This is a genomic window from Helicobacter heilmannii (assembly GCF_001283065.1).
In the GTDB taxonomy this organism is placed as follows: domain Bacteria; phylum Campylobacterota; class Campylobacteria; order Campylobacterales; family Helicobacteraceae; genus Helicobacter; species Helicobacter heilmannii.
Genome location: NZ_CDMK01000002.1, coordinates 315,559 through 341,830 on the forward strand (window position 1 = coordinate 315,559; position 26,272 = coordinate 341,830).

Genomic DNA, 26,272 nt, shown 5'->3' on the forward strand with positions numbered 1-26,272 from the left:
ATGAGCGATTTAGTGGATAATTTCATGTTTGCTAGCCCTGAAGATGCATTGCAGCTTCTTGTGAACGAAATCCTTATCCGGCATTTAGACACGAAGAATGCCTTAATGCTCGTAACCAGCCTAAAGGGACTGAAATTTGCCCATGTCTTGGCTCGAAAACTGAATGTCCCCCTAGATTTTCTCTTCACCGCCCCCATTTACGCGCCTTTAAACCGCGAGTGTGAAATTGCCCTTGTGAGCGAGAGCATGGACATCCTTATGAATGAAAACCTCATCAATTCCTTTGAAATCACCCTAGATTATGTCTATGGGGAGGCTAAAAGGGTGTATGAAGAGGAGATTTTGTCTAAGATTTATAAATACCGCAAGGGCAATACCATTAAATCTTTGGAAAATAAAAATGTCTTCATTGTGGATTACGGCATTGAAACGGGTATTACGGCGAATTTAGCCATCCAAACCTGCATGGCCAAGTCGTCTAAAAACATCTATGTACTCACCCCCATTTTGCCAAAGAGCGTGGCGGACGCTTTGGCTCTTTTATGCGATGGGGTGGTGAGCGTGTATCGCCCGGAGTATTTTGTCAGCATAGACCACTATTATAAAACTCCCATGCAAATTGACCCCGCCGAGATTGAAGGCATTTTAAAGAAAATCGAAGAAGCCCAAGTGAAAGGAAATGATGCAAAAAATTAAGATCCATAATGAAGAATTTATTTTAGATTACATGGCGCGCCAAGCCACAAGCGCGCTGCTTTATCGCCACAAGGAGACCACGATTTTAGCCAGCGTGATGGTGGATTTACAGACCACAGAGGAGGACTTTTTGCCCCTAAGCGTGCAGTATGCCCAAAGGGCTTATGCCGTGGGCAGACTGCCAGGCAACTTCAGTCGCCGCGAGGGTAAAATGGAGGACTTTGAAACCTTAACATCACGGCTCATCGACCGCTCCTTACGCCCCCTTTTTCCTAAAAATTACGCCCACCCCACACAAATCACGCTCTTGCTCTTAAGCCACGCCTATGAGAGTGATTTGCAGGTGTGCGCTTTAAACGCCGCAGCTAGCGCGCTTTATCTAGCCAATGTGGGCGTGGAACAAACCATTTACGCCATGCGCCTTAAAGAAAAGGGTGATCTATTTGTGGTGGGTAGCGCGGATAAAATCTTAATGATAGAAATGCAGGTAAATGAGGCGCACAACCCCCTAAGCGAGGCGCAACTTGTGGATTTACTCAAAAACGCCCACGCCCACATTAAAACCCAATGTACCCTTTACACCGAGCATTTTAGCCCCCATCGAAAAACCAAATTACAAATCCCCAAAGAAAAGCCCCTAAACCCGCTTTTAATGCAAATTTTAAGTACCCGCTTCAAGCCCCAAATTCTAGAAACTATGTCTTTAATGGCAAAAAGCGAGCGGGGTGCGCAACTAGAGCATTTATTAGACTACATCGCTCACGAGCTGGGCGAGCACTGCCTCACAGAGCTAAAACACGCCCTACACGCCTGCTTTAAAGAGCTGTTGCAGCAAAACATTTTAGAGTGCCAAAAGAGGGCGGATGGGCGTGGCTTGAAACAAATCCGCCCCATACGCATTGATACAAATCTACTCCCCACCTGCCACTCTAGCGTGTTTTTTGAAAGGGGGCACACCCAAGCCCTAGTAACCTGCACTTTGGGGGCAGAGGGCGATGCCAAACAAAACTTTGGTCTGCAAGAGGCAAGCCCCACCAAAGAAAGATTTATGCTCCATTATAATTTTCTGCCCTTTAGCGTGGGCGAGGCCGCGCCCCTTAGTGCACCCAGCCGCCGCGAGCTAGGGCATGGGCATTTAGCCCAAAAGGCTTTAAGTTGCTCTTTGCCAAAAAACCCCCCCGTCATCCGCCTTGTGTCCGAGATTTTAGAGTCCAATGGCTCTAGCTCTATGGCGAGCGTGTGCGCGGGCTCTCTAGCCTTGAAGGCAAGCGGAATTGAGCCCACCGCCTTAGTGGCGGGCGTGGCGATGGGGTTGGTCTTTGATGGCAATAAACACGCCATTTTAAGCGACATCAGCGCGCTAGAGGACATGCAAGGGGACATGGATTTTAAAATCGCGGGCACCACTCAGGGCGTGGTCGCCATGCAAATGGATACGAAATTAGCTGGCTTGCCCCTAGAGTGGCTAGAAGAAATTTTAGAGCAGGCCAAAGAAGCCCGCCTAGCCGTGTTGGAGCACATGCAAGAGGCGGCGCAGAACATGGCGATCAACACAAACCTACCCACCACTAAGAGTTTTTACATCCCCACACAGAAAATGAGCGTGCTCATCGGCCCCGGGGGCAAGCACATCAAAGACATTTTGCAACGCTTTAGCGTGCAGATCGATTTAGACAAGTCTAGCGGACTGGTGAGTGTCCGGGGCATGCAAGGCGAGGTTAAAGAAGCCAAGGAGTACATCAGCCAAGCCCTGCAGCTACAAAATTTGAGCGTGGGGCAGAAGGTGCAGGCCTTCGTTAAAAGAGTGGTGGATTTTGGGGTGTTTGTGCGCTTGGAAACGGGGCAGGATGCGTTGCTGCATAAGAGCAATGCGGGAGATTTGGACTTAGAGAGCCTAGAAAATGGCGCGCTTTTGTGCTGTGAAATCTCTAAAATCGAGCATGGCAAAGTGCATGTCATTTTAGCTTAAGTTTAGAGTTGCTATAATTAGGGCTTATGTATATTTTAAATAGCAAAGCGAGGTTGTGGCGGTGATGAAGTTTTTTGTGCTTTTCTTTTTAGGAGCTTTAGGGCTAGCCTTTGGAGCAGATATGAGCGGGGTGGATATGATTAAATCCTACTCTATCGTGGGGGCAGTTGTGGGGCTAGGCGTGGCTGCTTGTGGGGGCGCAATCGGTATGGGCAATGCCGCCGCCGCCGCCATCACAGGCACAGCCCGCAACCCCGGCGTGGGCGGTAAATTGCTGACAACTATGTTCATTGCCATGGCGATGATCGAGGCGCAAGTGATTTACACCCTTGTATTTGCCATCGTGGCGATTTACAGCAACCCTTTCTTGGCTTAAATAAAAGGAGGGGCTTTAAGCACTGGTGGTGGAATTGGTAGACACGCCATCTTGAGGGGGTGGTGGGGCAACCCGTGCGAGTTCGAGTCTCGCTCAGTGCACCACACGCAAAACTAGAAGTTTTGCAAACAAATGCGTGGCGTTTGTTCGTTCGTAGTTTGAGTGGCTTAGTCGTTAGATAAAGTCCAAACAAGCCAAAATGGTGGAATTGGTAGACACGCTAGACTCAAAATCTGGTGGAGGCAACTCCGTGTCGGTTCGAGTCCGACTTTTGGTACCACTTTTAAAACTCCAAACTTCTTAAATTTAAACATTTTGGGTTAGAATAGGGGTTTTTAAAGGACATGGATGCAAACCCTAGAAAAACCCCTAGTTCTACTCATTGACTTGCAAGAACGCCTATTTTCTGCCATGCACCAAAAAGAAGCCCTGCTTGAAAACTGCCTGCGTTTTTTACAAATCGCTAAAGAACTGCATATCCCCACCATCGCTACAGAGCAAAACCCCGCCAAGCTGGGCGAAACCCTGCAAGAGTTACGCCCCTTTTGTGAGGAAATTTACACCAAAGAGAGCTTTAGTGCCTACCCCGTGCTAAAGCTTAAAGGCCCCCTCTTTGTCTTAGGCATTGAGGCGCATGTGTGCGTGTATCAAAGCGTGCTGGATTTTTTAAAGGCGGGCTTTAGTGTGAGCGTGGTCGCCGAGTGTGTCAGCTCAAGAAAACCCACAGATTGCCATTTAGCCCTAGAGGATTTACGCACACAGGGGGCGAGGATTGTCTCCATTGAAATGTGCGCCTTTGGCTGGCTACAAACCTACACTCACCCGCAATTCAAAGCCATTTCTAAGCTCATTAAATAGGGCAGTTTATGAAAATATTGATTGTCTTACTCGGACTATTTTTAGGCGCGTGTGCTGTAAAACACTCCCCAAATGCGAGCTTGGTAACCTTTGACATCGCCCATCAGGGGGGGGTGGTGAAGACTTATTGGCGCAAATTGGGCGACAAGCCCTCTAAAGAGTTTGCACTTGGGAGCAATAACTGGGTGTTGTTGATTTTCAAAGACCCCTATAGAAAAGCCAAAATCGAACAACGCTACCTAGAGCCCGGGCTGTATTACTTGGCTTCTTTTGAGTTTCAGGTGGGCGATAGACTTTTAAAAAGTCAGGGGACTTTGCCTAGGTGGCGCACGGGCTGGGACAAGGTGCACAACAAACCGCTGTTTTTAGCCTTTGAGGTCAAACCCAATACCCCCTTAAAATTGCCCCCCATTGAGCTAGCCGTGCGCCACATTTTGCCCAATAAAAAGCAAAAGATCAAAGAGAGTTACAAGGTGGATTTTCTGTTTAACGACAAAAACCATGTCTTCATCAAGGGGGCTTACCTCAAGTCGTTTTGAATTTGGCTATAATGGGGGTTTAAATTTTAGGGGAGTTTATGGATAATCTCTTGAGCTTTTTGACAAACATTAATGTCATGTTTTACATTGTGGGCTATGTGGTGGGGGGCATGCCCTTTGGGTATTGGCTGGTGAAGGTCATGCATAAGGTGGATGTTACAGCACACGGGAGTGGGGGTATTGGGGCGACCAATGTTGTGCGGGTGCTTAAAAACATTGATCCGGCTAAGGCGAAGAAAATCGGCACGCTAGTGTTGGTCTTGGACTTGGTGAAGGGGGTTTTTTGCGTCTTTCTTGCCAAAATGGCGGGCTTGAATTTTGCGGCGCAGTGGATGGTCGCCATCGCCACGATTTTAGGGCATTGCTATTCGCCCTTTTTGAACTTCAGGGGCGGTAAGGGGGTCAGTACCACGATGGGGGCGGTACTTTTATTGATCCCCGTAGAAAGTTTAATCGGGCTTGCTTTGTGGGCGGTGATTGGCAAGGGGCTTAAAATTTCGTCCTTGGCTTCCATTGTGGGAGTGGGCACGGCGACTTTGTTGATCTTTTTCATGCCTAAATTCCTACCCGCACCGATCAATATCGTGCATGAGGTGGGCACGCAAACGCCCATGGTGCTGATTTTTGTTTTCACGCTTTATAAACATTGGTCGAATCTGCTTAATCTACTAAGTGGACAGGAGGGCAAGATTTTATGACGCTTAGTGTGCAAGATTACCAAATCGATGCCATCATTGGGGTGCTAGAGAGCGAACAAAAAACCCCCCAACCCTTGATCGTGGATTTAAGCATTGAGTACAACTACACCCCCCAAAACTGCCTGGATTACATGGACATTTTAGAAGTGGTGCAAAACAAACTCTCCACAACCAAATATGGGCTTTTAGAGGAGGCGTTAAGCGAAATCAGTACATGGCTTAAGACCTGCTTTCCTATCATTACACAAGTCTATATGTCTATTAAAAAGCCCCAAGCGTGCCAAAGAGCATTAGTGGGGGCAAGTTTGAGAGTGTGTTTTGATGAAAATAAAGGCTCTTAAGCCTTTTCTTATGGTTTTTAGAAAAAATTTAGCGAAACTCTAGTAAATATACGCATGCTTAAAAATTCCATCTAGAAGGGGTTTTCGTGTCTTTATTAGTCAGTCAGGAATGTATTGCTTGCGATGCGTGCCGGGAGGAGTGCCCTACAGAAGCCATTGATGAAAGCGACCCGATTTATTGCATTGACCCGGATCGATGCACCGAGTGTGTGGGCTATAGCGATGAGCCTAGTTGTGTCGGTATTTGCCCCGTAGATGCGATTGTGCCCGACCCCAACAACGCCGAGACTCAAGAGGAATTGCAGTACAAATACGAGAGTCTGCAAGAAGAAATCTAGGTTTTTATGGCAAAAATCACCACCATCATCGACATTGGCTCGAACTCCGTGCGCATGGCGATTTTCAAGAAAACCAGCCAATTTGGCTTTTATTTGCTCTATGAAATCAAATCCAAGGTACGCATTTCGCAAGGCACTTACGAGCATAAGGGGGTGTTGCAAAAAGCCCCACTCAAGCGGGCTTTAAGGGCTTTAAGAGATTTTAAAGACATTGCCGAAAAGTATAAAAGCCGTAAGATTTTATGCGTGGCGACCTCAGCCGTGCGCGATGCGCCCAACTCTAAAGAGTTTGTCGCCCTTGTGAGGGAGGAGTGTGGCCTGCAAGTCAAAGTCATTGATGGCAAGAAAGAGGCGTTTTATGGGGGCGTGGCGTGCGCTAATCTCTTGCACCATAAAGACGGGATCACCATTGACATTGGCGGAGGTAGCACGGAGTGTGCACTCATCGAAAATGGCAAGATCAAAGACTTGGTTTCTGTGAATTTGGGTACGATCCGGCTCAAAGAACTTTTTTTTGATAAAAACCTTGATTTGAACTTGGCTAGGGAGTTTATCCAAAAGGAACTGGCTAAATTGCCCCCTCATTTCAAAACGAGCTGTGTTTTTGGCGTAGGTGGGACGATCCGCTCTTTAGCCAAGGTGGGGATGTTTTTAAACAACTACCCCATTGATGTGATCCACGGTTACGAAATGGATGTGAAGAGCAATTGGCATTGGATGCAACAAATTATAAGGAGCAGTGAGGCGCAGTTGGCAGAGTTTGGCATCAGTGAGGATCGCAAGGACAGCATCCGCAGCGGGACCTTGATTTTCACCATGTTTTTGGAGCATTTTAAAGCGAGCACCATTGTGGCTAGTGGGGTGGGTGTGAGAGAGGGCGTGTTTTTAAGCGACATGCTAAGAAGCCACAACCACAGCTTCCCCAAGGGCATTAACCCCTCCATTTTATCACTCTTAGATCGCTTCTTGCCCCACTCCAAGCACAGCCAAGAAGTCAAAAAAGAATGTGCCAAACTCTTTGAAGCTCTGCAACCCTTGCATGGCATTCATGAAAAATATTTATACCATTTAAAAATCGCGGGGCAACTCTCTAGCATTGGTAAGGTGCTGAACTTCTACAATGCCCACAAGCACGGGGCATATTTGAGCCTGCACTCTTTGAGTTATGGCTTTTCCCACCAAGATCGGGCGATCATTTGCCTATTGGTGCAATTTAGCCATAAAAAAATCCCAAAAGACAGCAACATCGCCCACATCAGCGCGATCATGCCCCCCATTTTGACCTTGCAGTGGCTCAGTTTCATTCTAGGGCTTGCTGAAACCATGTGCCTAGCCCGTGTGCCTAAGGGCACGCACTACAGCCTCAAGCACAAGACCTTACAAATCAAATGCCCGAGCGACACCTATCTATGCCAAGAGATCGCCACCAAACTCACCAAACCCGTACCCTTTGAAATTGAGTTTGTATGAAAATCGCCATCATTAGGCTCTCAGCCCTAGGCGATGTCATTGTGGGTGCCGTGTTTTTGCCCTTCTTAAAGCAACGCTACAAGGAGGCAAAGATCCATTGGTTTGTGGATGAAAATTTCGCCCCTATGCTTAAAAACTCCCCCCACATCGATGTCTTGCACGCCCTGCCCTATAAAAAAACCCTGCATTCTAAAAACCCCCTAAAAATTTGGCGTTTCTATCGGCATTTGCGCTCCTTGGGGGTGTTTGATCTCATCATTGACATGCAAGGGCTGTTAAAGTCCGCGCTCATCGGGCTGTTCTTAGCCAAGAGCAAACCTAAACGCTTTGTGGGCTTTGATCGCCACTCCATTCGGGAGAAAATTGCCAGTGTCTTTTACACCCATCAAGTGGCGATCGCCTACAGCGCGCACATTTTAAAGCGCAATGAAGCCATCTTGCACCACGCCTTTAATTTAGCCTTTGGGGCCAAAGAGTGGCAAAACACCTTAGAGCAAAGAGAGCGCGCCTTTTTCTGCCCTAAGAGCCCCAAGCTAGAACCCCTCTTAAACACCCCCATGCCCAAAGTCTTGTTTGTGCTTGAGACCTCTAGGGTGCATAAAACCTATCCTCTAGAGGGCTTTAAACAAGTGGGGCTGGCTTTAAAAGATCAAAGGCTAGAGATTTTAATCTTAGGCCACGCTCATTTAGAGCAGGCTAAAGAGCTTTACACCTATTTAAACCCTATGCTGAAGACAAAAGTTAAACTTTTGCCCCCCTTAAGCCTAGAAGAGGTGAAAACCCTTGTGGCTAGGGTGGGTGTGGTGGTGGGCGGGGATACGGGCGTGGTGCATTTAGCATGGGCACTAAAGACCCCCTCAGTAACACTCTATGGCAACACTCCCAAAGCGCGCTTTGAGCTCAAGGGCGCGCACCACATTGCGTTGGTGGGTAACCCCAAAGCAAACTATAATAAAAACGACCACTCCATTAAGGACATCCTGCCCCTTGCCATCAAAGAGGCGGTTTTAAGCATATTGAAAGGGACAAACAAACTTGACTAAAGAGAGCGGGATTTGTAGAGAATGGGGGATTTTTTGGGGCAAGGTTTTAGAGTGGGCTTTAAATGGATTGGGCTTTGTGTTGGCACGCTTGCCCCATTCTTGGTTTGTAGGCTGTGTGCGGGCTTTGGGCTCTATCTTTTACAAGCTAGATAGACGGCGTTATTATGACGCTAAGGCAAATTTAGACTTTGTCTTCCCCGAAATGGAGAGTGCCCGCAAAGAAGCGATCATTAAAAGGGCTTACCAAAACTTCGCCTTTATTATCCTTGAGAGCGTGCGGGTGGAGTTTCTGCCTAAAGACATTTATGATGCCCGCTTCACGCTCATCGATCAAGAAAATGTTTTAAAGTCGCTGGCTAAAAACGGGCAGGCGGTGGTGATGGGCATGCACTTTGGGTATTGGGAGGCGGTGGGGACTTCTTTAGCGCAGCACTACGCGCAGTACGATCGGGGGTCTTTGGGGCGTTTAACCAAGTTTGAGAGCATCAACCGCCTGATTGTCAAGCACAGAGAGGCTTTTGGCGTGCGCTTCATCAACAAAGTCGGGGCGTTTAAAGAGCTTTTGAAAGTCTATAATGGGGGCAAGGGCTTGGTGGGGATTTTGGTCGATCAAAACATCTCGCCCAAGGAGGGGGTGGAGGTGGATTTTTTCGGACATAAGGCGACCCACACGACCATAGGCTCTATTTTAGCCCGCCGTTACAACATAGACATTGTGGCGGTGATCATTGACTTTAACGAGGATTACAGCCACTACTTTGTTACCTACTACCCCCCCATTAAAATCAACATCACAGAAGACAGCCAAGCCGACATACAAGAAGCCACCCAAGCCCAAGCTACCCTAAGCGAGCAGATCATTAGAGCCCACCCTGAAAGCTGGTTTTGGTTTCATCGGCGCTTTAAAAGCACGCACCCAGAGATTTATAAAAAACCTACTTGAAGCGGGTGGTTAAAAACAGCACGCAGAGCATGCCCACACTAAAGCCCGCGATGAGCGCGCCGATGGTGTGCGCGTTCAAATAAATGCGCGCGCCCATCGTCATCAAGGCTAGGGGCAAGAACCACAACCACACCCAGCCATAGCGGCGCACCAAGAATCCCAAAGCGCAAGCGACCATCGAAGAATGCCCGCTTGGCATGTTTTTAGAGCTTCCATTGGGCCGCTCGCCCAAACGCCGCCCAAAAAGCACGACATCATTTAACCCCCATTTAAGCGCATGCGTGGCGATCGTGGTGGCGATGCTGACATGGATGATTTGCACCAAGCCCACAATGTCTCTTTTGGCTAAAGGCAGGGCAAAAGAGGCGATGGTGGGGATGAAGCGGGCGTAGTGTTCGGTGAAGCTAAAGGCGGCGGAGACTTGGGGCTGCCTGGCAATCTTAGGAAAGGGCGTGATTGCCCCAAACACAAAGAGCAGGGCAAACAACACGATGCTTTTGATCGGCAGACTTTGGGGCAGACTGTTCAAACATAGGGTTTTAAGTTTCATTGGAAAATGTCCAATTTGGGGTTGTAGGCAGGGCTTTTTTGCAACCCAAAGGCGTGCAAGACGCTCGAAAAAATCATATCTTGAGTGTAGTCGGGTTTAAGTGGTTTGGCTTGCAAATGCGCTTTAAAGGCGGGATTGATGTAAACAATGAAGGGGACTTGTTTTTGAAAATCGGGGGCGATCAAATAGGGTGTGCCGTGTAGATACAGCCCATGCTCGCCTAAACTCTCGCCGTGATCACTCATGTAAAGCAGCATGGCTTGGCGAGGTGTGTGGCTGAGGTTTTGCACGGCAATGTCTAGAACCTTATCGTTGTAGATAATGGTGTTGTCATAGGCGTTGATGAGCGCAACACTTTGGCACGCGTCTAGCTCGTTGTGGGTGCAAATGGGTTTGAATGGGGCAAAGCCTTTAGGGACCTTATCCACATACAGCGGACCGTGCGAGCCCTTAAGGTGCAAGATAACCAATAAATTATCCTTGGGGTAGCGCGCCAGCACATGGGGCAGGGCTAGGGCTAGGGCTTCATCGTAGTCTATGATCTTAGAATCCAAGCCCACTTCTTTAAACCATCTGTGCAGGATGGACAGAGGGGGGGACCAATCCACATCCATGGGAGGTGGCCCGTCATTAAGGCTCAACCACACCACCTTAACGCCTTGTCTGTGCAAGAACAAGGGCAGGTTCTCATACCCGCTCTTGGCGTTTAAAATGCAGGTGAGCGCAGCGGTGGTGTAGGTGGCACAAGAGGTGGCTTTGAGAGCTAGAATTTCATGGTGGTTTAAGAGCTCTTGGAGTTTGGGCGTGGTGGGCTTGTTATAGCCATAAATGCCGTAATTGGCGCGTCTTGCGCTCTCACCGATGGCCAGAACCACCACCCGCCCCCGCACTTGCAAGGGCACTAAGCCAAAGCGTTTTAAGGGGGCTGTTTTTAAAAAGAGCAGGGCGGCCCGCGCGGTGTTGATGCTGTAGTTATAGGGTGCGACAAGCCCACCGATGGCCTTGGCGTGTTTGTCAAAAAAGAGCCATTGTTTTGTGTGGATCGCCCCCCAAAACGCAAAAACAAGTCCTGAACCTAAAATAAAATAGAGTTTATGCTTAAAGCGGCTTGGCTTTAAGGGCAAGAGCCAACAACCCACAGCCACTAAAAGCCCTAGCAAAACATAAAGCCATAGATGCCAGCCCAAAAACCCGCTCGCTTCCTTGAAGTTGGTGTTGAGGACATTGCCCATCATGTCTCTAGTCAACAAGGTGTGGTAGGTGTTGACAAAATAGAGAGCTAGGGCGTTGCATAAGCTAAAGAGGGAGCAAAAAAAGCGCAACATCCGCAGGCCAAAGATAGACAGCATTGCAAAGGCCATGCTGGTTACACAGATGTATGCGGCGCACACGCTAAAAGCCACGCTAAAGCCCCCATTTTCTCTCAGCACAAATCCCAGCAAGGGCAGGTTAAAGAGAACTAAAGAGACAACGCTGTAGATCAATAAGCCCCAGCTGAGGGGCAGGGGCGCGACACGAAAGGACATTAAAACCTATTTACCGATGTAAACCTGTCTAGGGCGGGCGATTCTAGCTTGGGCGTTTTTGACATGCTCTAAAAGCTGGGCGCACCAGCCCACGGTGCGGCCGATCACAAACACGGGGGTGAAAAAGCGCACAGGGATTTGTAGTGCCCGTAAAATCGTGCCAGAGTAAAAGTCTACATTAGGATAAAGATTACGCTCAATGAAGTAGTCATCTTTAAGAGCGACTTCTTCGACTTTTGCGGCGATCTCATCGAGCTTAGGGTTCATCTTAACCCCCTTGGCTTGCAAGTCGTCTTTGAGTTTCTTTAACACCCGTGCTCTAGGATCGTAGCTCTTATACACCCGATGCCCAAAACCCATGAGCTTAAAGGGGTCGTTCTTGTCTTTCACGCGGGCGATGTATTTGTCTACATTTTTGACATCCCCGATCTCTTCTAGCTGGATCAAGACCTTTTCATTCGCCCCGCCGTGCAAATGCCCCCAAAGCGCACTGATGCCTGCGCTGATGGCGGCATAGGGGTGCACACCCGTAGAGGCGACATTGCGCACGGTGGATGCCGAGGCGTTTTGCCCGTGATCGGCGTGCAGGGTTAGGATTTTATCCAAAGCCTCCACTTCCAGGGGGGTGATCTCCATTTCGCCATGCACGGTGTGTTTAAGCCGTTCGTGAGGGTAGGCTCTTAGCATGAATAAGATATTTTCGATGTAGCTACGGCTAATGTCGGGGTGGATGATGGGTGCGCCGATCTCGTTGCGGTAGCAAATGGCGGCGAGAGTGGGCATTTTGGCCACAATGCGCCTTGCCATCGTTTGGTAGTCTTCTTCAGTGTGCATCACGGCATGATCGGAGTAAAAGGTGGAGAGGATGGACACCCCGCTGCTCAGTTTTGCCATCGGGTGGGCGTTGGTGGGGAAGGCGGAAAACATGTTCATTAAAGTCCTGTGGATGAAGCTACGGTGGCGCAATTCCAACTCAAATTCTAGCGACTCGGTCTCATTTTTGGGCAATTCATCGGTGAGCAAGAGCTTACACACATCTACATACTTATACTTGGCGACCAGCTCCTCAATGGGATGGCCTTTGTAGTAAAGCTCGCCTTTTTTGCCATCGATGTAGCTGATGGTGGATTTGCACCCCGCTGTGGACGCATACCCAGGGTCATAAGAAAAAAGCCCCGAAGTTTCAAAGAGTTTAGAAAAATCGATCGCATGGGGACCGCGGGTACAGGCAATGGTTTCAAACTCAAATTTTTCGTTCGTTTCGTTATTGATCAGTGTAACAGACATGGACTTCCTTTCACATTTTGAGCTAGATTATACCCCCTTAAGATTAAAATAAGGTTTCTAAACATAGGACTTGATGGACTTGACCATATCTAGGTATTTTTGAAACACCTTAAGCGTTGAAACCTTGGATCGCTCCCTCTTAATCCTTAATGTTGGCATCTAAACACGCCACGAACACCCTGCCGATTAAAGCGGTTGTTCCCGTTGTTGCCGTGGTGCTGATCGTGCCCCCGAGCACACTGCCCGCCACGGTGATGCGCTTTAAAATCCTGCCCACCGCCACGCACACCGCATGCCCCGTGCTAAGTACATCCGCAAATATCGCTAATAGTTGCTCTGCCACGCTCTGCGAGAGTTCAAGCCCGTAAATTTTGCTGGTGTGGATCATCATAACGATTTGGACGGGGGCGAGCAGGGCAAGATCCCAGAAGGGGATGGGTACTGCCCCGATGATTGCCGCTCCTATTGTCCTCCACTTCCAAAGCCCCAACTTTTTGTAAATGCGCCTCTTCAAGCCCAAAACGCTCTTGCACCACACTAGAGAACTTCTCCCCTTTGTCGTCCTTATCCTGCTGGACTTTTGTGATCGCTGCAATCGTGTGGACTTGATGCGCTTGTAGCAGCTCATACAGTTTCCACCTCGCCCTCTTGAACGCACCTTGCGGACTCTTGGATACATAGCCATGCGATGTGGATTTGCTCTTTTGCCTCTTGGCAGTGCATGCGCTCTAAAAAATTAAAAATCTCTTGCTTGGTGGTGCTAAAGTCTTTGAACTCTAGCCCCTTCGTGTCGTGACTGGTGAGCCCGCCTTGAATGTTTGCAATCTGCTGGATGATGGGCGCGCCCTGCCCAGTGCGCGCCACTTCTATGCCAAAAACCACATTGATTAAAGTGTTCTTACCAGTGCCCATGCTGCCCGCTACAAGCACATTTAAGCAAGTGCCGAACAAATTAAGATCGATTTCTTGCGCTATAAACACCCCTTAAAACTGAAGTTCCCCTATTTTAACCCAAAACTTTAAACCTGCTTTATGCTACAATGCAGGGCATATCATTTTTTCAAGGAGTTTTTTGTGTCTTATAATCCTAAATACTTGTCTGTGCCTACAGAAGGGGAGGCGATTACCTATAAAGAGGGCAAATTGCATGTGCCAAGTCACCCCATTATCCCCTTCATTGAGGGCGATGGGATTGGCGTGGATATTACACCTGTGATGCGTAAGGTCGTGGATGCCGCCGTGCAAAAGGCTTACAAAGGGGAGAAAAAGATTGCGTGGTATGAAGTCTTTGTTGGCGAAAAATGCTTCAACAAATTCAAAGATCACAAAGAGCTAAGCGTGGAAGAGCAATGGCTGCTTCCGGACACCATTGAGGCAATCAACCACTTTAAAGTGTCGATCAAGGGACCTCTAACTACCCCCGTAGGCGAGGGCTTTAGATCGCTCAATGTCGCCTTGCGCCAAAAAATGGATTTGTATGTGTGCTTGCGCCCTGTGCGCTGGTATGGCAGCCCTAGTCCGGTTAAAGACCCCGGTAAGGTGGATATGGTGATCTTTAGAGAGAATAGCGAGGATATTTATGCCGGTATCGAGTTCAACCAAGACACCCAAGAGGCTAAAAAACTCATCAAATTCTTACAAGAAGAGCTAAAAGTAACAAAAATCCGCTTCCCTGAGACAAGCAGCATTGGCATCAAGCCCATCAGCCTAGAGGGGACTGAAAGGCTCGTGCGCAAGGCGATCCAATACACCATTGACAATGATCGCGCTAGCCTCACCTTTGTGCATAAGGGCAATATCATGAAATACACCGAAGGAGCGTTCATGAAATGGGGGTATGCCCTAGCGCAAAGAGAGTTTGGGGCAAAACTCTTAGACAAAGGCCCTTGGTGCACCCTTAAAAACCCCAAAACGGGTAAAGAGATCGTCATTAAGGACATGATCGCCGATGCCTTCTTGCAACAAATTTTACTCCGCCCCGCGGAATACGATGTGATCGCCACCATGAACTTAAACGGGGATTATATCTCGGATGCGTTAGCAGCGATGGTGGGCGGGATTGGCATTGCCCCCGGGGCGAATATGAATGACAGCGTTGCCATGTTTGAAGCCACACACGGCACTGCCCCCAAATACGCCGGACAAAATAAAGTCAATCCCGGCTCTATAATCCTTAGTGCGGAGATGATGCTACGCCATATGGGCTGGGTTGAAGCGGCGGATTTGATCGTGAAGGGCATGCAAAAAGCCATTGAGAACAAAAAGGTAACTTATGACTTCGCCCGTTTGATGCAAGGAGCCACTGAGGTGTCTAGCTCGGAGTTTGGTGAGGTGATCATCTCGCATTTATAAACAAACAAAAGGAGGGTTGGAGGCACTATGAGGCGCGTTGGTTTGTTTTTAGGGCTTTTGTGTTTCTTGGCTAATGTGGCGTGGGGGTTGGGTTGTGCGAGTAATCCAAATTACCATTGGGACTATACGCTTCAGCAAGCAAGGGATTTTGTAAACAAATTTAAAGACGATGACCAAAGTACATATGGTGCGCAATATGTGCTAGAGAAAAGTCAAGCCGTGTTGGGTGGGATCCCTTATTGCGGGGTTGTGGTGCGTGGTTATCGGTCCGGGAATATCATTAGCAATGATGGCGGTCGTGGTCCAACAGCTGGACTTGACTTGAGCTTCATGTGTTTTGGATTTAGTCGGGGGAATAAGTGGTATAAGGGCTCTTGTTTGATCTTAGATAATGAATCTCCTTTATCTGAAATCAACATGGAGTTTAAAAAAGATGCCATGCTCTTGCACTTGCGTGAGGACTATTACGCATGCGCTGATGAAGCAGACAGGATAGGCAGCGACACTGGGACCAACCGCGCGCATTTTACTTTTAAGCCCTTTAAGGGTCGTTATGTTTTAACAAAACTCGATGTTAAAAGCAATAAGGAGCCCATCGATCCTGTGTATCGCCAAAAGAGAGACCATATGAAAATTTTCATGAACACCATGAAAGAAAGTATTTTGCAAGACTTAGTGGAGCGTTGCGACAAGAAGGGATATTGCCAAGAGAGATAAGCGGGCGTGATGGATGGCAAGGCTAAGAGTGGCAAAAATTTAGGACTGCAAAACATGGGAAGAAAAAATGGAATCGAATAGATTAGGGTGCTTTCTTGGGGTTTGGTTGCTCTTAGCCCATGTATTCTTGGGCTTAGCAAAGTCTAGTGATTTTGAGCCGCCGCGTGTTGTTAAAATGCTAAGAGATCAAAGCGAGCTGTTTTTATTTAACGATCCACGAAAAAACAGCGGCGACCCCATAAATATCCTTGAAGAGAGTAAAGCCCGTGTGGGTAAAACCCTCTATCGGGGCTTTGTGTTGCGCACCTTGTGGCCGTATGCAGAAAATGCCAATAATGGTAAAATCAATGTAAGTCTCATGTGCTTTGGGTTTTATAAGGGCTCTAAATGGCATAAAGGCTTTTGTTTAGAGCTTAACCCTGAAGCCACCTTTTCACAAACGAGCGTGGATTTTAAACAAGATGCCCTCACTTTGCGTATCAATGAATACGCGATTGAATGCGACTGGGAGCATCGAAACCTAGAGATTTTAACCTTCAAGCCCTCTAAGGGTCGCTATGTCTTGCAAAGCTATAGCCGTGTCAATGACAGCGATCAAGACATTGACCCCTTTTATCGCCAAAAACGCGATGGCAAGAAAATTTATATGGAACAAATCAAAAACAGTGTGTTGCAGGGCTTGCAAGATCATGGCTATAAAAAACATTACTGCCAAACATGGGAGGATAAAAATGGGATCGAGTAAGTGGCTTTAGATTTTGTCTTGGCTTTTGTGGGCTTTGTTACGGGCATCACAGCGGGGTTTTTTGGCATTGGCGGGGGGGAGATTGTCGTGCCCGCTGCAGTGTTTGCGGGCTTTAGCTACAGCCACGCCGTGGGCATTTCGCTCTTTCAAATGCTCTTTTCCTCTCTGGTGGGCTCACTCATCAATTACAAAAAGGGCTTGCTAGACATTAAAGAGGGCTTGGCGATCGCGGGGGGTGGGCTGTTTGGCGCAATGCTAGGCAGCTTTTTATTAAAACGCATGGACGATCGGATTTTAATGGGGCTGTTTGTGGCGGTGGTGTGCTACACCTTTTTTAAATACGCCTTCATCAAAAAGGGCAACTACCCCCGTGCGCACTTCAGGCTACACGCCCACAACGCGCATTTTAAAATCCCGCTGATCCGCTGGAACTTGAGTAAAAAGCACGCCATTTTAGCCCTAGCTGGGCTCATCACGGGGATTTTTTCGATCCCACTTGGCATGGGCGGTGGGATTTTGATCGTGCCCTTCTTGGGCTACTTTTTAAAATACGACACGCAAAAGATCGTGCCCTTGGGGCTGTTCTTTGTGATCTTCTCCTCGCTTTCAGGCGTGATCGCGCTCACACACGCGGGCGTGCTCGCCCCCCGCATTTTATGGGTGGGTTTTTTGGTGGGTGTGGGCGCGCTAGCGGGCGTGGGGCTTGGCATTAAATTGATCCTTATAGCGACTGAAAAGATCCATCGGGTCTTGCTCTTAAGCATTTACGCCCTAAGCATTGTGGCTACGGGCTACAAGCTCGTGACGGAATTATAAATCCTTGCTTAAAAGCACTTGGCTAATGAAGCGCTGCTCTTTGATTTTGCACACTTGGATCACGACATCGATCGCGCTTTTAAAGTAGCGTTTAACAATACTTAAATCAAACTTGGCCTTATGCCCCATTTCAATATTTAGGGCAATGGCTTCTAGGACCTGCTCCACACTGTTGGCGTGCAGGGTGGACATCATCCCCTTATGCCCTGTGTTGCCAAAGCGCAAGAATAAAAGGGCGTTTCTAGTATCGATCTCGCCCACCATGAGCCGATCGGGGCGCATGCGCATCGCCATGTTGAGGGCGTTTTCATAGGTGAAGGGGGTTTGCTCCATTTTACCCACCAAGAGCCCCACGCTGTTTTCAAACCCGCTTAAATCCAATTCTTGGCTATCCTCCACGCTCACCACCCGCTCTTCCTTAGGGATAAACTCCAAAAGGGCATTTAATAGGCTTGTTTTGCCGCTGGCAGTCGCCCCGCTGATTAGTATGTTATGCCCCTCTTGTGCCATGCTTTTTAAGTCGCTGTGGCTAAAGGTGCAGGTGTTGGTGATAGAAAACGCCTCGAGGGGGAATTTTAGTAGGCTTGGTACGCGGATATTTAAGCTGATTTGGTTGTTCGTGGTGATGCTGAAATGGTTGGCACTCACGCGGTAGCGGGTGAAGGGGATGGAGCAGTTTAAGGTGGGGGCAAGGCTATTAAAGGGCAAATCTCTATAACTGGCTAATTGCTCGCAAAAGCGCAATAAAAACTCTTTGCTGAAAGTGGGGTCATAGATTTTTTGGTGTGTGCCACTGAGCGCATAGAGCCACAGCTCGTTTTCGGTGTTGCTAAGAAGCTCGGTAACCCCACTTTGCAAATAGGGGGCAAAAAGGGCAATCTGCGCCTTTAAAACCTTGTGGGTTTTTAGCTCTTCTAACACCTTTTTAAGGCTTCTTGCAAGTCTTGCAGAGTGTCTATACCCACACTTTGGGTTTTAACTAGGCTGGTGGTGATCGCCTTGTGGTGGTAGAGCGCGCGCAGTTGCTCGAGTTTTTCAATGTCCTCTAGGGGGCTTTTTTCAAGGGCGCAAAACTCCAAGAGTGTATTTACCCTAAAGCCATAAATGCCAATATGGCCCAAAAAGGCGCGGTGTTGTTCGTCTCTGCCATAGGGGATGGGGGCGCGTGAAAAATACAGGGCGCGATTATTCGTGCCCAGCACCACTTTAACCACATTGGGATCTTGGGCTTCTTTGGGACTGATTTCTTTAATGCAGGTGTGCATAAATGGGGTGTTTTGGGCTTCTTTTAAGAGCGTGGCGATGATCTCTGGCTCTAAAAAGGGCTCATCGCCTTGCAAATTCAAAACGGGGGTGTGCTCGGGCAGGTTTAAAAGTGTACAGGCCTGGGCGCATCTGTCTGTCCCGCTTGTGTGCACCTTGTTCGTTAAAATGGCTTTAACATTGAAGTCCTCGCAAGCCCTCAAAAGCAGGGCATCATCGCAAGCCACCACCACTTCATCCACCCTTTGGGCGTTGCGTGCGGTGGCAACCACCATGGGCACGCCCTGAATAGGCACTAAGAGCTTGCGCGGAAAGCGGGTAGATTCCAGCCTCGCAGGAATCACAATCATACAACCTCCTTAAAATAAAAAATGCTTTATTATAGCCTTTTTGTATGGGGTTTTCTTAACCTAAAACTTAGTTGTTTCAAGCTATGCTTAAAACCTTAATTTTACACGAAAGGGCAAAAATGGAGGTCTTAACCAGCCAAAATTACCAAGAAAAAACAAGCCAAGGGGCGGTGGTTGTCAATGTGGGCGCGCACTGGTGCCCCGATTGCCACAAAATCGCGCCCATGATGGATGCTTTAGCCAAGGATTACAGCCAAGTGAAAATCTTTAAAGTGGATTTTGACAAGAGCGAGGATTTAAAAGAAAGTCTAGGCATCAAACGGATTCCGACTTTGATTTTTTATAAAGACGGTGCAGAAGTGGGGCAAAGACTTGTAGAACCCGGTACAAAAAGTGTCATCGAAGCGGAGTTTAAAAAGCTCGTTTAATGGTTGCGGGAGGTGGATTTGAACCACCGACCTTTGGGTTATGAGCCCAACGAGCTACCGGACTGCTCTATCCCGCGTCATACTTAAAGGGTATGGTTGGAGTAGAAGGATTCGAACCTCCGAATGGCAGGACCAAAACCTGCTGCCTTACCACTTGGCGATACTCCAACGAAAAAGTGCCATTCTAGCTTGTTTCTCTGAAAAAGTCAAGCCCCCCTACCTAGTCTCTAACTAGCACTTGGGAATGTGCACATGCGTGGCGAGCCCGCCTAGTGAAGTTTCGCGGTATTTAGAATCAAGAGCCTTACCAACCTCGTACATGGTAGAGATCACATCATCTAGGCTCACCTTGGCTTGGTAGCCATCCTCTAGGGCGAGTCTAGCCGAAGAGATCGCCTTGATCGTTCCCACCACATTGCGCTCAATGCAGGGGATTTGCACCAACCCACCCACAGGATCGCAGGTTAAACCCAAATGGTGTTCCATAGCAATCTCAGCCGCGCTTAAGACTTGGCGCACATTGCCCCCCAGCACAAAGGCAAAGCCCGCCGCCGCCATTGAAGAGGCCGTACCGACTTCCGCCTGACAACCCGCCTCTGCCCCGCTCAAAGAGGCATTCTTTTTGTATAAATACCCCACCGCCGCACAAGTGAGCAAGAAATCCACAATTTGCTCGGTTTCTAAAGGCTTGATGTGGTGGTGGCAATAAAGTAGCACCGCTGGCACCACCCCACACGCCCCATTGGTGGGGGCGGTCACCACTTTATGCCCGCAGGCGTTTTCTTCACTAACAGCCCTAGCATAAAGCGTGGCGTAATCGACCATCGCCAGCGGATCGGCGTGGCTGGGGTGTTGGCTTAAACGGGCGTGGACTTTGGGAGCTAGGCGTGCCATGCCGATGTAGCCGGGCAATTGTTTTTCTTGAGAGGACACGCCACTTTTATAGCACTCCAGCATGGCTTTATAAATTTCTAGGCAGTAGGTGCGGGCGTAATTTTGCCCAAACAGCGCGCTCTCGTGCAAATCCACAATGCCCGCGATGCTGGTGTGGTGCTTTTCACACAATTCCATGAGCTCTTTAGCACTAGAGAAATCAAAGGCGTTGTGTTTTGGTTTTTCTGGGGCGGTTTGCTTGTGCTTTAACTCCTCTTCCGTGTAGATAAACCCGCCCCCCGTAGAGTAATAAATCTCTTTGAGCAATAGATCTTGCTTGCTGTTGAAGGCACACACCTCCATGCCATTTTCATGCAAACTCAAGGCTTCGGATTCAAAGAGAATGTCCTCTTCAAGATTAAAAGAGATGTTTTTTGTTTTAGCTAGGTGCAAGGTGTGCTCTTGGATCGCCTTTTGCAAAATCTCTTGTCTTTGGGGTACGCTCACCTCTTTGGCACTCACTCCGCTAAGGCCCACCACACAGGCTAAATCCGTTAAATGTCCCTTACCAGTTAGGGCGAGCGAGCCATGCAAGATGACTTGCACTCTAGCCACCTCCTCAAGGATTTGCTTTTCTTGCAAGAGTTTGCAAAAACGCACGCAAGCGTCCATGGGCCCTATGGTATGTGAAGAACTAGGGCCTATGCCTATTTTAAAAATGGCAGTGATGGATTGGCTGTAAATTTCTTGTTGTGTCATGGTTACCTCATTTAACAATATTGATAATGGCGTTTAAAACGGTGAGTACGCCGGCCAAAAAGATGAAACTATCGGCAAGCGGGCTTCTAAATTCCTTCATGGAGGGCAGAGTATACATCGCCACAATGGGTAGGATGAAGGTGATGGTGGCCAAAGCAGGCCCGCCCAAATCCTCAATGAAACTTAAAATACTGGGATTGTAGTAGGCGACCGCAACGATGCTGATCCAAAAAAATATGGTCGTCCACATATCGATGCGACGATGGTGGTGGGTGTTGAGTTTATCCTTAGTGAAGGTTTGCACGATCAGGCCCTTCAAACCCTCCTTTGCCCCATAGTAATGCCCAAAAAAGGAAGTGGTGATCGCTAAGAACGCCACAACAGGGCCGGCATAGCCGATGAAAGGGTTGTGCAGGGTGTTGGCAAAGTAGCTCAAAATGGGGATGTTTTGCGCTCTAGCTTTGGCAAAGTCGGTGGGGTCTAGGCAAAGGATGCACGAGAATACAAAGAACATCACAAAGAAAAGCAAAAGGGAGGTGTTGAACAGCTCAATTTGGTTGGTTTTAAAGTGCTTGAGCTCCCCGTAGTGCTTCTCCACAGCTTGGGCGAAAGTGGAGATAATCGCGCTGTGGTTAAACGAGAACACCAACACGGGCAGGGTAAACCACAGTGCCGCAAAGAACCCTTTCACACTGGGGATTTCAGCGATCATGGCAGTTTTCCAATAGGGGATTAAATACAAAGAAAACACCAACAAGATCAATGCTAAGGGGTAGACAAGGGCGTTTGCCACGCGTGTGACAATCTTGGTGTTGAACAGCATCACAAAGATCATGCCCGTGATCATGTGTTCGGCTAGAAAGAAGCGGTTATTTTCAAAGTAGTGCAAACCTAGTTGGTTAGCAAAGAAAGATTCAACCGTGTTTGTAATCCCCACACCATAGGCAAGACAAATAGGGTAAAGGGCAAAGAAATACATTAGGGTGATTAAAAATCCAACCTTTTTACCCAAGCGGGTGGCGGCGTGGGTGATGTCTTGGTTGCCTATGGCATTGACAAAGCGCGCTAAAGCCCTATGGCTAAGCCATGTCATGGGAAAACTCATCGTCGCCATCAACACCACGGGCCAAAACCCATGCTCGCCCGCCTTGATAGGCAAAAACAAAATCCCTGCCCCGATGGCCGTACCAAAGAGCGACCACATCCAACGGATGTCGAAGAGATTTAACTTTTTATCCGCTTGCGTCATGCAAACCCTTGTGTGTCTAAAATCAAAAGACCCATTGTAACAGAATTAAGACAATGGCTATTAGTCTCAAGCCATATCAAGCGGTTTAATGGGATTGTCGGAGCGGATGTTAACTTAGGGGATTTGTAAAAAAGCATTGTGGATTGCCAAAATATCTAGATGCTCTGGGATGTCATGTACCCTTAGAATGCTCGCCCCATTTTCTAGGGCTTTTAAATGCAGGGCAAGCGTACCGGCTAGGCGATCTTGCACTTCTCTAGCACACACCTCGCCCACGCTTTTTTTGCGGCTGCAGCCCACAAGCAAAGGGTAGCCAAAGTGCAAAAAATGCGCTAAATGTTTGATCAAGGCTAAATTTTCGGGCATTTGTTTAGAAAAGCCAAAGCCAATGTCCAAGATGATGTCGCTAATGCCTTGCTCTTGTAAAGCGGCGATTTTGGTGCGAAAAAACGCCTCCATGCCCTCCCACAGATGGTCGTTTGTGAGTTGTTGGTGTGCTTGCAAAGGCACTCCTAAAGAGTGCATCAACACCACTTGTGCCCGGTATGCTTTGGCCACAGCGAACATCTCTACATCCCTAAAACCATTGACATCGTTTAACATACAAAAGCCATGTTCTAGGGCAAAGGCGGCACTCTTGTGGTTGTAGGTGTCTATGCTGAATTTAGCATGTCTGTAGAGCTGTTGGTTCTTGATCTCAATGCACAGCTCTTTTAAACGGGCGATCTCTGTGTTGGCATCTATGTAAATACTGCCCGGTCTGGAGCTGGCTGCCCCGATGTCTATGTAGGCGATTTTTTGCTCTAGGCATCGGTAGATTTGCCTTAGGGCACTTTGTGCGCTGTGGCGGCTATCTGGATAGAAGCTATCAGGGGTTACATTGACAATTGCCATGAGGGAGGGGGCGATTTTAGGGGAGTTCAAGTGGGTTTCTAGCTCTTTGGCAAGTGTTTTAAGCCCAAAGTCTTGTTTAGCACATTTTTGGGCGAGGTGCTGGAGTTGATCTAGAGTGCCCACCAACAAACAATCATAGACTTCTTCCTTTGCCAAAATGCAGTTTTTAGGCGTGGCTAACTCTGCACCAATACGCAGTGCCTCTTGTTTTAAAATCAGGGTGGCACTTAAAGGCAGGTCGGTGATTTTAAAACTTAAAAGCTGGGCTTTTTTTGCCATGATCGCCTGTCCTGTGGGGTGTGCACCCATCTCATGCAAGGCGCAAGAAAAGCTAGAAGGATTGAGCCTCTGTAAAAACATCAGCCTCTTTCTTGCAAAATACTTAAGAGTAGGGGCAAAAGATTGTAGCTGGGACGTAGATATAGGGCGTTGGCGTAAAGGGCATTGTCAAACTGTGCGAGCGTGGCGGGGCTTAGGTGGATGCCCGCTTGTTTTGTGGCTTCTAAGAGTGCGGCGATTTGGATTTTTGTTTCCTCTTGGTTGAATTGTTTGTCGGCATTTTGTAGGTATTGGTAAAGGGTGCATAGATCATAAGTCTTTAGGTTTAGTCCAAAGGGTGGTAGAGAGGTCTTGGTGCGCTTGTTGGTGTGTGGCAATCTAGAGCGGATGGTGGACAACAATGCGCTTGGGTGCTTGGTGATGAGGATAAAAAAGGTGTTTTCTGGGGGTTCTTCTAGGATTTTAAGTAGGGCGTTTTGGGCAAAAATGTTTAAGCTGGGCGCGGCGATGAGAAACGCCTTTTGACCGGCAAATTTCAGCACACAGCGGCGTTTGATCTCGTGGGTGTGTTCGATTTTCAGCTCGTCCTCGCAAAAGAGTTCAGCTAAAAAGGAGGTGTTTTGGGCTTTAAAATGTGTTTCTAAGGACTCTTTGTGGCCTTGGGCTTCATCGTGGGGGGCGTTGGCATAGATGATCCGGCTAGTCATTAAAGCTCACTTGCCCCAACAAGCTCTCTAGCACCATGCGGGCAAATAGACGGTAAAGATCTAAAAGTTTGTGATCAAGCAGGGGGTTTAGGGATTCAAGGCTCATTGCCCCCTCTTTTTGGTTATCTAAAAACCATAACAAACTTTGCTCCACACTTAAGGCAAGCTGTGCCATCTGTGTATTGCTTGCCCCCACATACCAAAAGATGTAGTTTTGGTACACTAAATCCAAAGTACTGCGCACGATTGAAAGGTCCGGTCTTTGTTGCAAATAAATGTCAAAACCTTGCAGGGGATCAAAGATGGGGATCAGAGGGTGCATGGGGTGTGTGTTTAAATGCGCTAGAACATAGGTTTTAAGCCATGCTCTTTGGCTGTCTGTGATGATGAGCACACAACCCCCTTTCAAGATGTGCTCTGTAGCGCGCAGTAAAGGGGCACAGTCTTGGGGTGGCTCAAGACACAAAAACCCCTCTTTTTGCAACGCAACAAGCCACTCCTTAAAACGCATTAAAGGTCGAGTTTAAATGCTGCATGTAGGGTTTTGAGCGCAAGTTCGGCCACGCTGATATCCACCACCACAGAGATTTTAATCTCGCTCGTGCCGATCATCAGGATATTGATGTTCTCCTTAGCTAGGGCATTGAAAACACTGCTGGCAATCCCTGAGTGTGAGCGCATCCCCACACCCACGACAGACACCTTAGCAACCTTGTCGTCATGCTCAACTGATCCAATGTTTGTGAGATTTTTTAACACCTGCAAACAGGTGTCTAAATCGTCCTTGGGCACGGTGAAGTTGATGTCCGTTTTGCCATTACGGGCGACAGTTTGCACAATTAGGTCAATGTTGATCCCCGCACCCGCCAAGAGCCCAAATACCTCTCCAGCAATGCCCGGATAATCTAGGGCATCGACAATATTGACGCGGGCTTGGTCTGTATCTAGGGCGATGCCACTCACAATGGGTTTTTCCACAATTTGCTCCTCTGAAGTGATGCGTGTCCCCTCGGTGTTGTTAAAGGAATTACGTGTGACTAGTGGGATGTTGTATTTTTTGGCAAGTTCGACAGAGCGGTTAAAGAGCACCTTTGCCCCCATTGAAGCCAACTCCAACATCTCCTCATAGCTGATCTCATTGATTTTACGGGCTGTGGGCACGATGCGTGGGTCTGTGGTGTAAATGCCATCCACATCGGTATAAATTTCACAAAGCTGGGCGTGTAAGGCCCCAGCTAGGGCCACCGCGCTTAAGTCGCTGCCTCCCCGCCCTAAAGTAGTGATCTCCCCACCCTGACTGATGCCTTGAAAACCCGCCACGATCACAATGAAATTTTGCGCCAAGAGTTCTTTAACTTTAGCGGTGTCGATGTCTAAAATTTGGGCTTTGGTGTAGTGTGAATCGGTTAAAATCCCCGCCTCTCGTCCGCTCAAAGAACACGCTTTTTGCCCCATAGACTCCAAAGCAATGGCAAGCAGAGCACTAGAAATTTGTTCACCGCTGCTAAGCAGGCGGTCTAACTCGCGCCGGTTGCTGCGTGCGCCAAAGTAGTGGGCAAGATTTAAAAAGTCATCCGTGGTGTCGCCCATCGCCGAAACCACGACCACTAGATCCTCGTAGAGTTTCTTGCTCTCAATCACGCGTTTAGCTACAGCCTCAATGCGCGCACAGCCCCCCATGCTTGTTCCCCCAAATTTCTGTACCACCAACATCTATAAATACCCCTCTTTGCGGAAATAGCCGATCACTTGGCGGTAAACCTGGCGCTTGAAATGCACGACTCGGTGGAAAAGGTCGTGGGTTTTGACAAAACAATAGCAGTTGAACTCGGGTGAAAGGGTTTGGATGTTGATTAAAGCATTGTTCTTGAGCCGCACTAAAAAATACTTTTGCTTTTGTCCATCAAAGGGGTAGAGTTTTTTGGGCATCGTGGGGGGAAAGTCGTAGGTGATCCATTTGGGGTATTCGGCGATCACCTCGATGGCGTTGGTGCCGATCTCTTCTAAAAGCTCGCGATACAAGGCCTTTAAAGGAGTTTCGCCTTGGTCGATCCCGCCTTGGGGGAATTGCCAAGCCCCTTGGATATCTATGCGTTGTGCGAGAAAAAACTCACAATCCCTAGGGTAATGAGAGGAAAGCACAACAGCGGCCACATTGGGTCGGTAAGATTTTTTGGTGTCCATAGTTGTCCTTCTGTTTACTTAA

At 48.3% G+C, this 26,272-nt stretch carries 30 protein-coding genes and 4 tRNA genes; 18 read left to right on the forward strand and 16 right to left on the reverse strand.

Going from position 1 to position 26,272, the window contains the following annotated elements:
* The 13 genes from AOG36_RS05675 (at position 1) to AOG36_RS05735 (ending at position 9,271) form a co-directional block, all read left to right on the forward strand.
* On the forward strand, positions 1–696 hold the full coding sequence (locus AOG36_RS05675) for a phosphoribosyltransferase (protein ID WP_015107082.1): 696 nt from the start codon (positions 1–3) through the stop codon (positions 694–696).
* On the forward strand, positions 683–2,665 hold the full coding sequence (locus AOG36_RS05680) for a polyribonucleotide nucleotidyltransferase (protein WP_053825663.1): 1,983 nt from the start codon (positions 683–685) through the stop codon (positions 2,663–2,665). The genes AOG36_RS05675 and AOG36_RS05680 overlap by 14 nt, the downstream gene beginning before the upstream one ends.
* A gap of 64 nt (positions 2,666–2,729) precedes the next feature.
* On the forward strand, positions 2,730–3,041 hold the full coding sequence (locus AOG36_RS05685) for a F0F1 ATP synthase subunit C (protein ID WP_053825726.1): 312 nt from the start codon (positions 2,730–2,732) through the stop codon (positions 3,039–3,041).
* A gap of 19 nt (positions 3,042–3,060) precedes the next feature.
* Positions 3,061–3,145: transfer RNA gene (locus tag AOG36_RS05690), tRNA-Leu, on the forward strand.
* 89 nt (positions 3,146–3,234) lie between these two features.
* Positions 3,235–3,321, forward strand: a tRNA-Leu gene (locus tag AOG36_RS05695).
* Positions 3,322–3,389: 68 nt separating this feature from the next.
* Positions 3,390–3,899 carry an isochorismatase family protein gene (locus AOG36_RS05700; protein WP_015107078.1) on the forward strand — a complete coding sequence of 170 codons (510 nt, stop codon included), beginning with the start codon at positions 3,390–3,392 and terminating at the stop codon, positions 3,897–3,899.
* A gap of 8 nt (positions 3,900–3,907) precedes the next feature.
* A complete protein-coding gene (locus AOG36_RS05705) occupies positions 3,908–4,438 on the forward strand; it encodes a hypothetical protein (RefSeq protein WP_015107077.1) in 531 nt (176 codons plus the stop codon).
* Between the two features lie 38 nt (positions 4,439–4,476).
* Entirely contained in the window at positions 4,477–5,136 is a 660-nt protein-coding gene (gene plsY / locus AOG36_RS05710) for a glycerol-3-phosphate 1-O-acyltransferase PlsY (RefSeq protein ID WP_015107076.1), read from the forward strand.
* Complete coding sequence (locus AOG36_RS05715) at positions 5,133–5,477, forward strand: dihydroneopterin aldolase (protein ID WP_015107075.1); 345 nt, start codon at positions 5,133–5,135, stop codon at positions 5,475–5,477. Before plsY ends, AOG36_RS05715 begins: the two co-directional genes overlap by 4 nt.
* A gap of 86 nt (positions 5,478–5,563) precedes the next feature.
* On the forward strand, positions 5,564–5,815 hold the full coding sequence (locus AOG36_RS05720; RefSeq protein WP_053825664.1) for a YfhL family 4Fe-4S dicluster ferredoxin: 252 nt from the start codon (positions 5,564–5,566) through the stop codon (positions 5,813–5,815).
* A 6-nt stretch (positions 5,816–5,821) separates the two neighbouring features.
* Complete coding sequence (locus tag AOG36_RS05725) at positions 5,822–7,285, forward strand: Ppx/GppA phosphatase family protein (protein ID WP_053825665.1); 1,464 nt, start codon at positions 5,822–5,824, stop codon at positions 7,283–7,285.
* Positions 7,282–8,328, forward strand: a complete 1,047-nt coding sequence (waaC, locus tag AOG36_RS05730) for a lipopolysaccharide heptosyltransferase I (protein WP_015107072.1) — start codon at positions 7,282–7,284, stop codon at positions 8,326–8,328. Before AOG36_RS05725 ends, waaC begins: the two co-directional genes overlap by 4 nt.
* Before the next feature lie 10 nt (positions 8,329–8,338).
* A complete protein-coding gene (locus tag AOG36_RS05735) occupies positions 8,339–9,271 on the forward strand; it encodes a lipid A biosynthesis lauroyl acyltransferase (protein ID WP_370696098.1) in 933 nt (310 codons plus the stop codon).
* Here the strand turns inward: AOG36_RS05735 and lpxE are convergent.
* The 5 genes from lpxE to AOG36_RS05760 all read right to left on the reverse strand — a co-directional run bounded on the left by lpxE (position 9,264) and on the right by AOG36_RS05760 (position 13,615).
* Positions 9,264–9,821 carry a lipid A 1-phosphatase LpxE gene (gene lpxE, locus AOG36_RS05740; protein WP_015107071.1) on the reverse strand — a complete coding sequence of 186 codons (558 nt, stop codon included), beginning with the start codon at positions 9,819–9,821 and terminating at the stop codon, positions 9,264–9,266. The genes AOG36_RS05735 and lpxE overlap by 8 nt on opposite strands.
* The gene (locus tag AOG36_RS05745; protein WP_015107070.1) at positions 9,818–11,347 is read right to left on the reverse strand and encodes a phosphoethanolamine transferase; all 1,530 of its coding nucleotides are present in this window, start codon (positions 11,345–11,347) and stop codon (positions 9,818–9,820) included. Before AOG36_RS05745 ends, lpxE begins: the two co-directional genes overlap by 4 nt.
* 6 nt (positions 11,348–11,353) lie before the next feature.
* Complete coding sequence (locus AOG36_RS05750) at positions 11,354–12,634, reverse strand: citrate synthase (RefSeq protein WP_015107069.1); 1,281 nt, start codon at positions 12,632–12,634, stop codon at positions 11,354–11,356.
* A gap of 139 nt (positions 12,635–12,773) precedes the next feature.
* Positions 12,774–13,172, reverse strand: coding sequence for a DUF697 domain-containing protein (locus AOG36_RS05755; RefSeq protein ID WP_015107068.1), 399 nt, complete (start codon positions 13,170–13,172; stop codon positions 12,774–12,776).
* Positions 13,173–13,258: 86 nt separating this feature from the next.
* Complete coding sequence (locus tag AOG36_RS05760) at positions 13,259–13,615, reverse strand: P-loop NTPase family protein (protein ID WP_053825667.1); 357 nt, start codon at positions 13,613–13,615, stop codon at positions 13,259–13,261.
* Positions 13,616–13,708: 93 nt separating this feature from the next.
* On the opposite strand from AOG36_RS05760, the gene icd reads away from it, so the two are divergent.
* The 4 genes from icd (at position 13,709) to AOG36_RS05780 (ending at position 17,264) form a co-directional block, all read left to right on the forward strand.
* A complete protein-coding gene (gene icd, locus AOG36_RS05765; RefSeq protein WP_015107066.1) occupies positions 13,709–14,986 on the forward strand; it encodes an isocitrate dehydrogenase (NADP(+)) in 1,278 nt (425 codons plus the stop codon).
* A gap of 198 nt (positions 14,987–15,184) precedes the next feature.
* Positions 15,185–15,703, forward strand: coding sequence for a hypothetical protein (locus AOG36_RS05770; RefSeq protein WP_238374886.1), 519 nt, complete (start codon positions 15,185–15,187; stop codon positions 15,701–15,703).
* Positions 15,704–15,878: 175 nt separating this feature from the next.
* Entirely contained in the window at positions 15,879–16,448 is a 570-nt protein-coding gene (locus tag AOG36_RS05775; RefSeq protein ID WP_231630282.1) for a hypothetical protein, read from the forward strand.
* Positions 16,449–17,264, forward strand: a complete 816-nt coding sequence (locus AOG36_RS05780; RefSeq protein ID WP_015107061.1) for a sulfite exporter TauE/SafE family protein — start codon at positions 16,449–16,451, stop codon at positions 17,262–17,264.
* Here the strand turns inward: AOG36_RS05780 and AOG36_RS05785 are convergent.
* Positions 17,259–18,185: a CpaF/VirB11 family protein gene (locus tag AOG36_RS05785; RefSeq protein ID WP_015107060.1), complete on the reverse strand. Its 927-nt coding sequence runs from the start codon at positions 18,183–18,185 to the stop codon at positions 17,259–17,261. The two genes, AOG36_RS05780 and AOG36_RS05785, sit on opposite strands and share 6 nt — an antisense overlap.
* Entirely contained in the window at positions 18,179–18,877 is a 699-nt protein-coding gene (kdsB, locus tag AOG36_RS05790; protein ID WP_015107059.1) for a 3-deoxy-manno-octulosonate cytidylyltransferase, read from the reverse strand. The genes AOG36_RS05785 and kdsB overlap by 7 nt, the downstream gene beginning before the upstream one ends.
* A 119-nt stretch (positions 18,878–18,996) precedes the next feature.
* On the opposite strand from kdsB, the gene AOG36_RS05795 reads away from it, so the two are divergent.
* Positions 18,997–19,305 (forward strand): thioredoxin family protein, encoded by a 309-nt coding sequence (locus AOG36_RS05795; protein WP_053825728.1) that lies wholly within the window; start codon positions 18,997–18,999, stop codon positions 19,303–19,305.
* On the opposite strand, the gene AOG36_RS05800 is transcribed toward AOG36_RS05795, so the two are convergent.
* The 9 genes from AOG36_RS05800 to AOG36_RS05840 all read right to left on the reverse strand — a co-directional run bounded on the left by AOG36_RS05800 (position 19,306) and on the right by AOG36_RS05840 (position 26,250).
* Positions 19,306–19,382 (reverse strand) — tRNA-Met (locus AOG36_RS05800).
* Between the two features lie 16 nt (positions 19,383–19,398).
* Positions 19,399–19,473: transfer RNA gene (locus AOG36_RS05805), tRNA-Gln, on the reverse strand.
* 63 nt (positions 19,474–19,536) lie between these two features.
* Complete coding sequence (locus tag AOG36_RS05810) at positions 19,537–20,922, reverse strand: L-serine ammonia-lyase (RefSeq protein ID WP_173380416.1); 1,386 nt, start codon at positions 20,920–20,922, stop codon at positions 19,537–19,539.
* Between the two features lie 22 nt (positions 20,923–20,944).
* Positions 20,945–22,186 (reverse strand): aromatic amino acid transport family protein, encoded by a 1,242-nt coding sequence (locus AOG36_RS05815; protein ID WP_015107056.1) that lies wholly within the window; start codon positions 22,184–22,186, stop codon positions 20,945–20,947.
* 114 nt (positions 22,187–22,300) lie between these two features.
* Positions 22,301–23,440 (reverse strand): dihydropteroate synthase, encoded by a 1,140-nt coding sequence (gene folP / locus AOG36_RS05820; RefSeq protein ID WP_015107055.1) that lies wholly within the window; start codon positions 23,438–23,440, stop codon positions 22,301–22,303.
* The gene (locus AOG36_RS05825) at positions 23,440–24,066 is read right to left on the reverse strand and encodes a DNA polymerase III subunit delta' (RefSeq protein WP_015107054.1); all 627 of its coding nucleotides are present in this window, start codon (positions 24,064–24,066) and stop codon (positions 23,440–23,442) included. Before AOG36_RS05825 ends, folP begins: the two co-directional genes overlap by 1 nt.
* Positions 24,059–24,577, reverse strand: coding sequence for a HobA family DNA replication regulator (locus AOG36_RS05830; protein ID WP_053830376.1), 519 nt, complete (start codon positions 24,575–24,577; stop codon positions 24,059–24,061). The genes AOG36_RS05825 and AOG36_RS05830 overlap by 8 nt, the downstream gene beginning before the upstream one ends.
* Complete coding sequence (locus AOG36_RS05835; RefSeq protein WP_015107052.1) at positions 24,577–25,779, reverse strand: aspartate kinase; 1,203 nt, start codon at positions 25,777–25,779, stop codon at positions 24,577–24,579. Before AOG36_RS05835 ends, AOG36_RS05830 begins: the two co-directional genes overlap by 1 nt.
* Complete coding sequence (locus AOG36_RS05840) at positions 25,780–26,250, reverse strand: RNA pyrophosphohydrolase (protein WP_015107051.1); 471 nt, start codon at positions 26,248–26,250, stop codon at positions 25,780–25,782.
* Between the last annotated feature and the right edge of the window lie 22 nt (positions 26,251–26,272).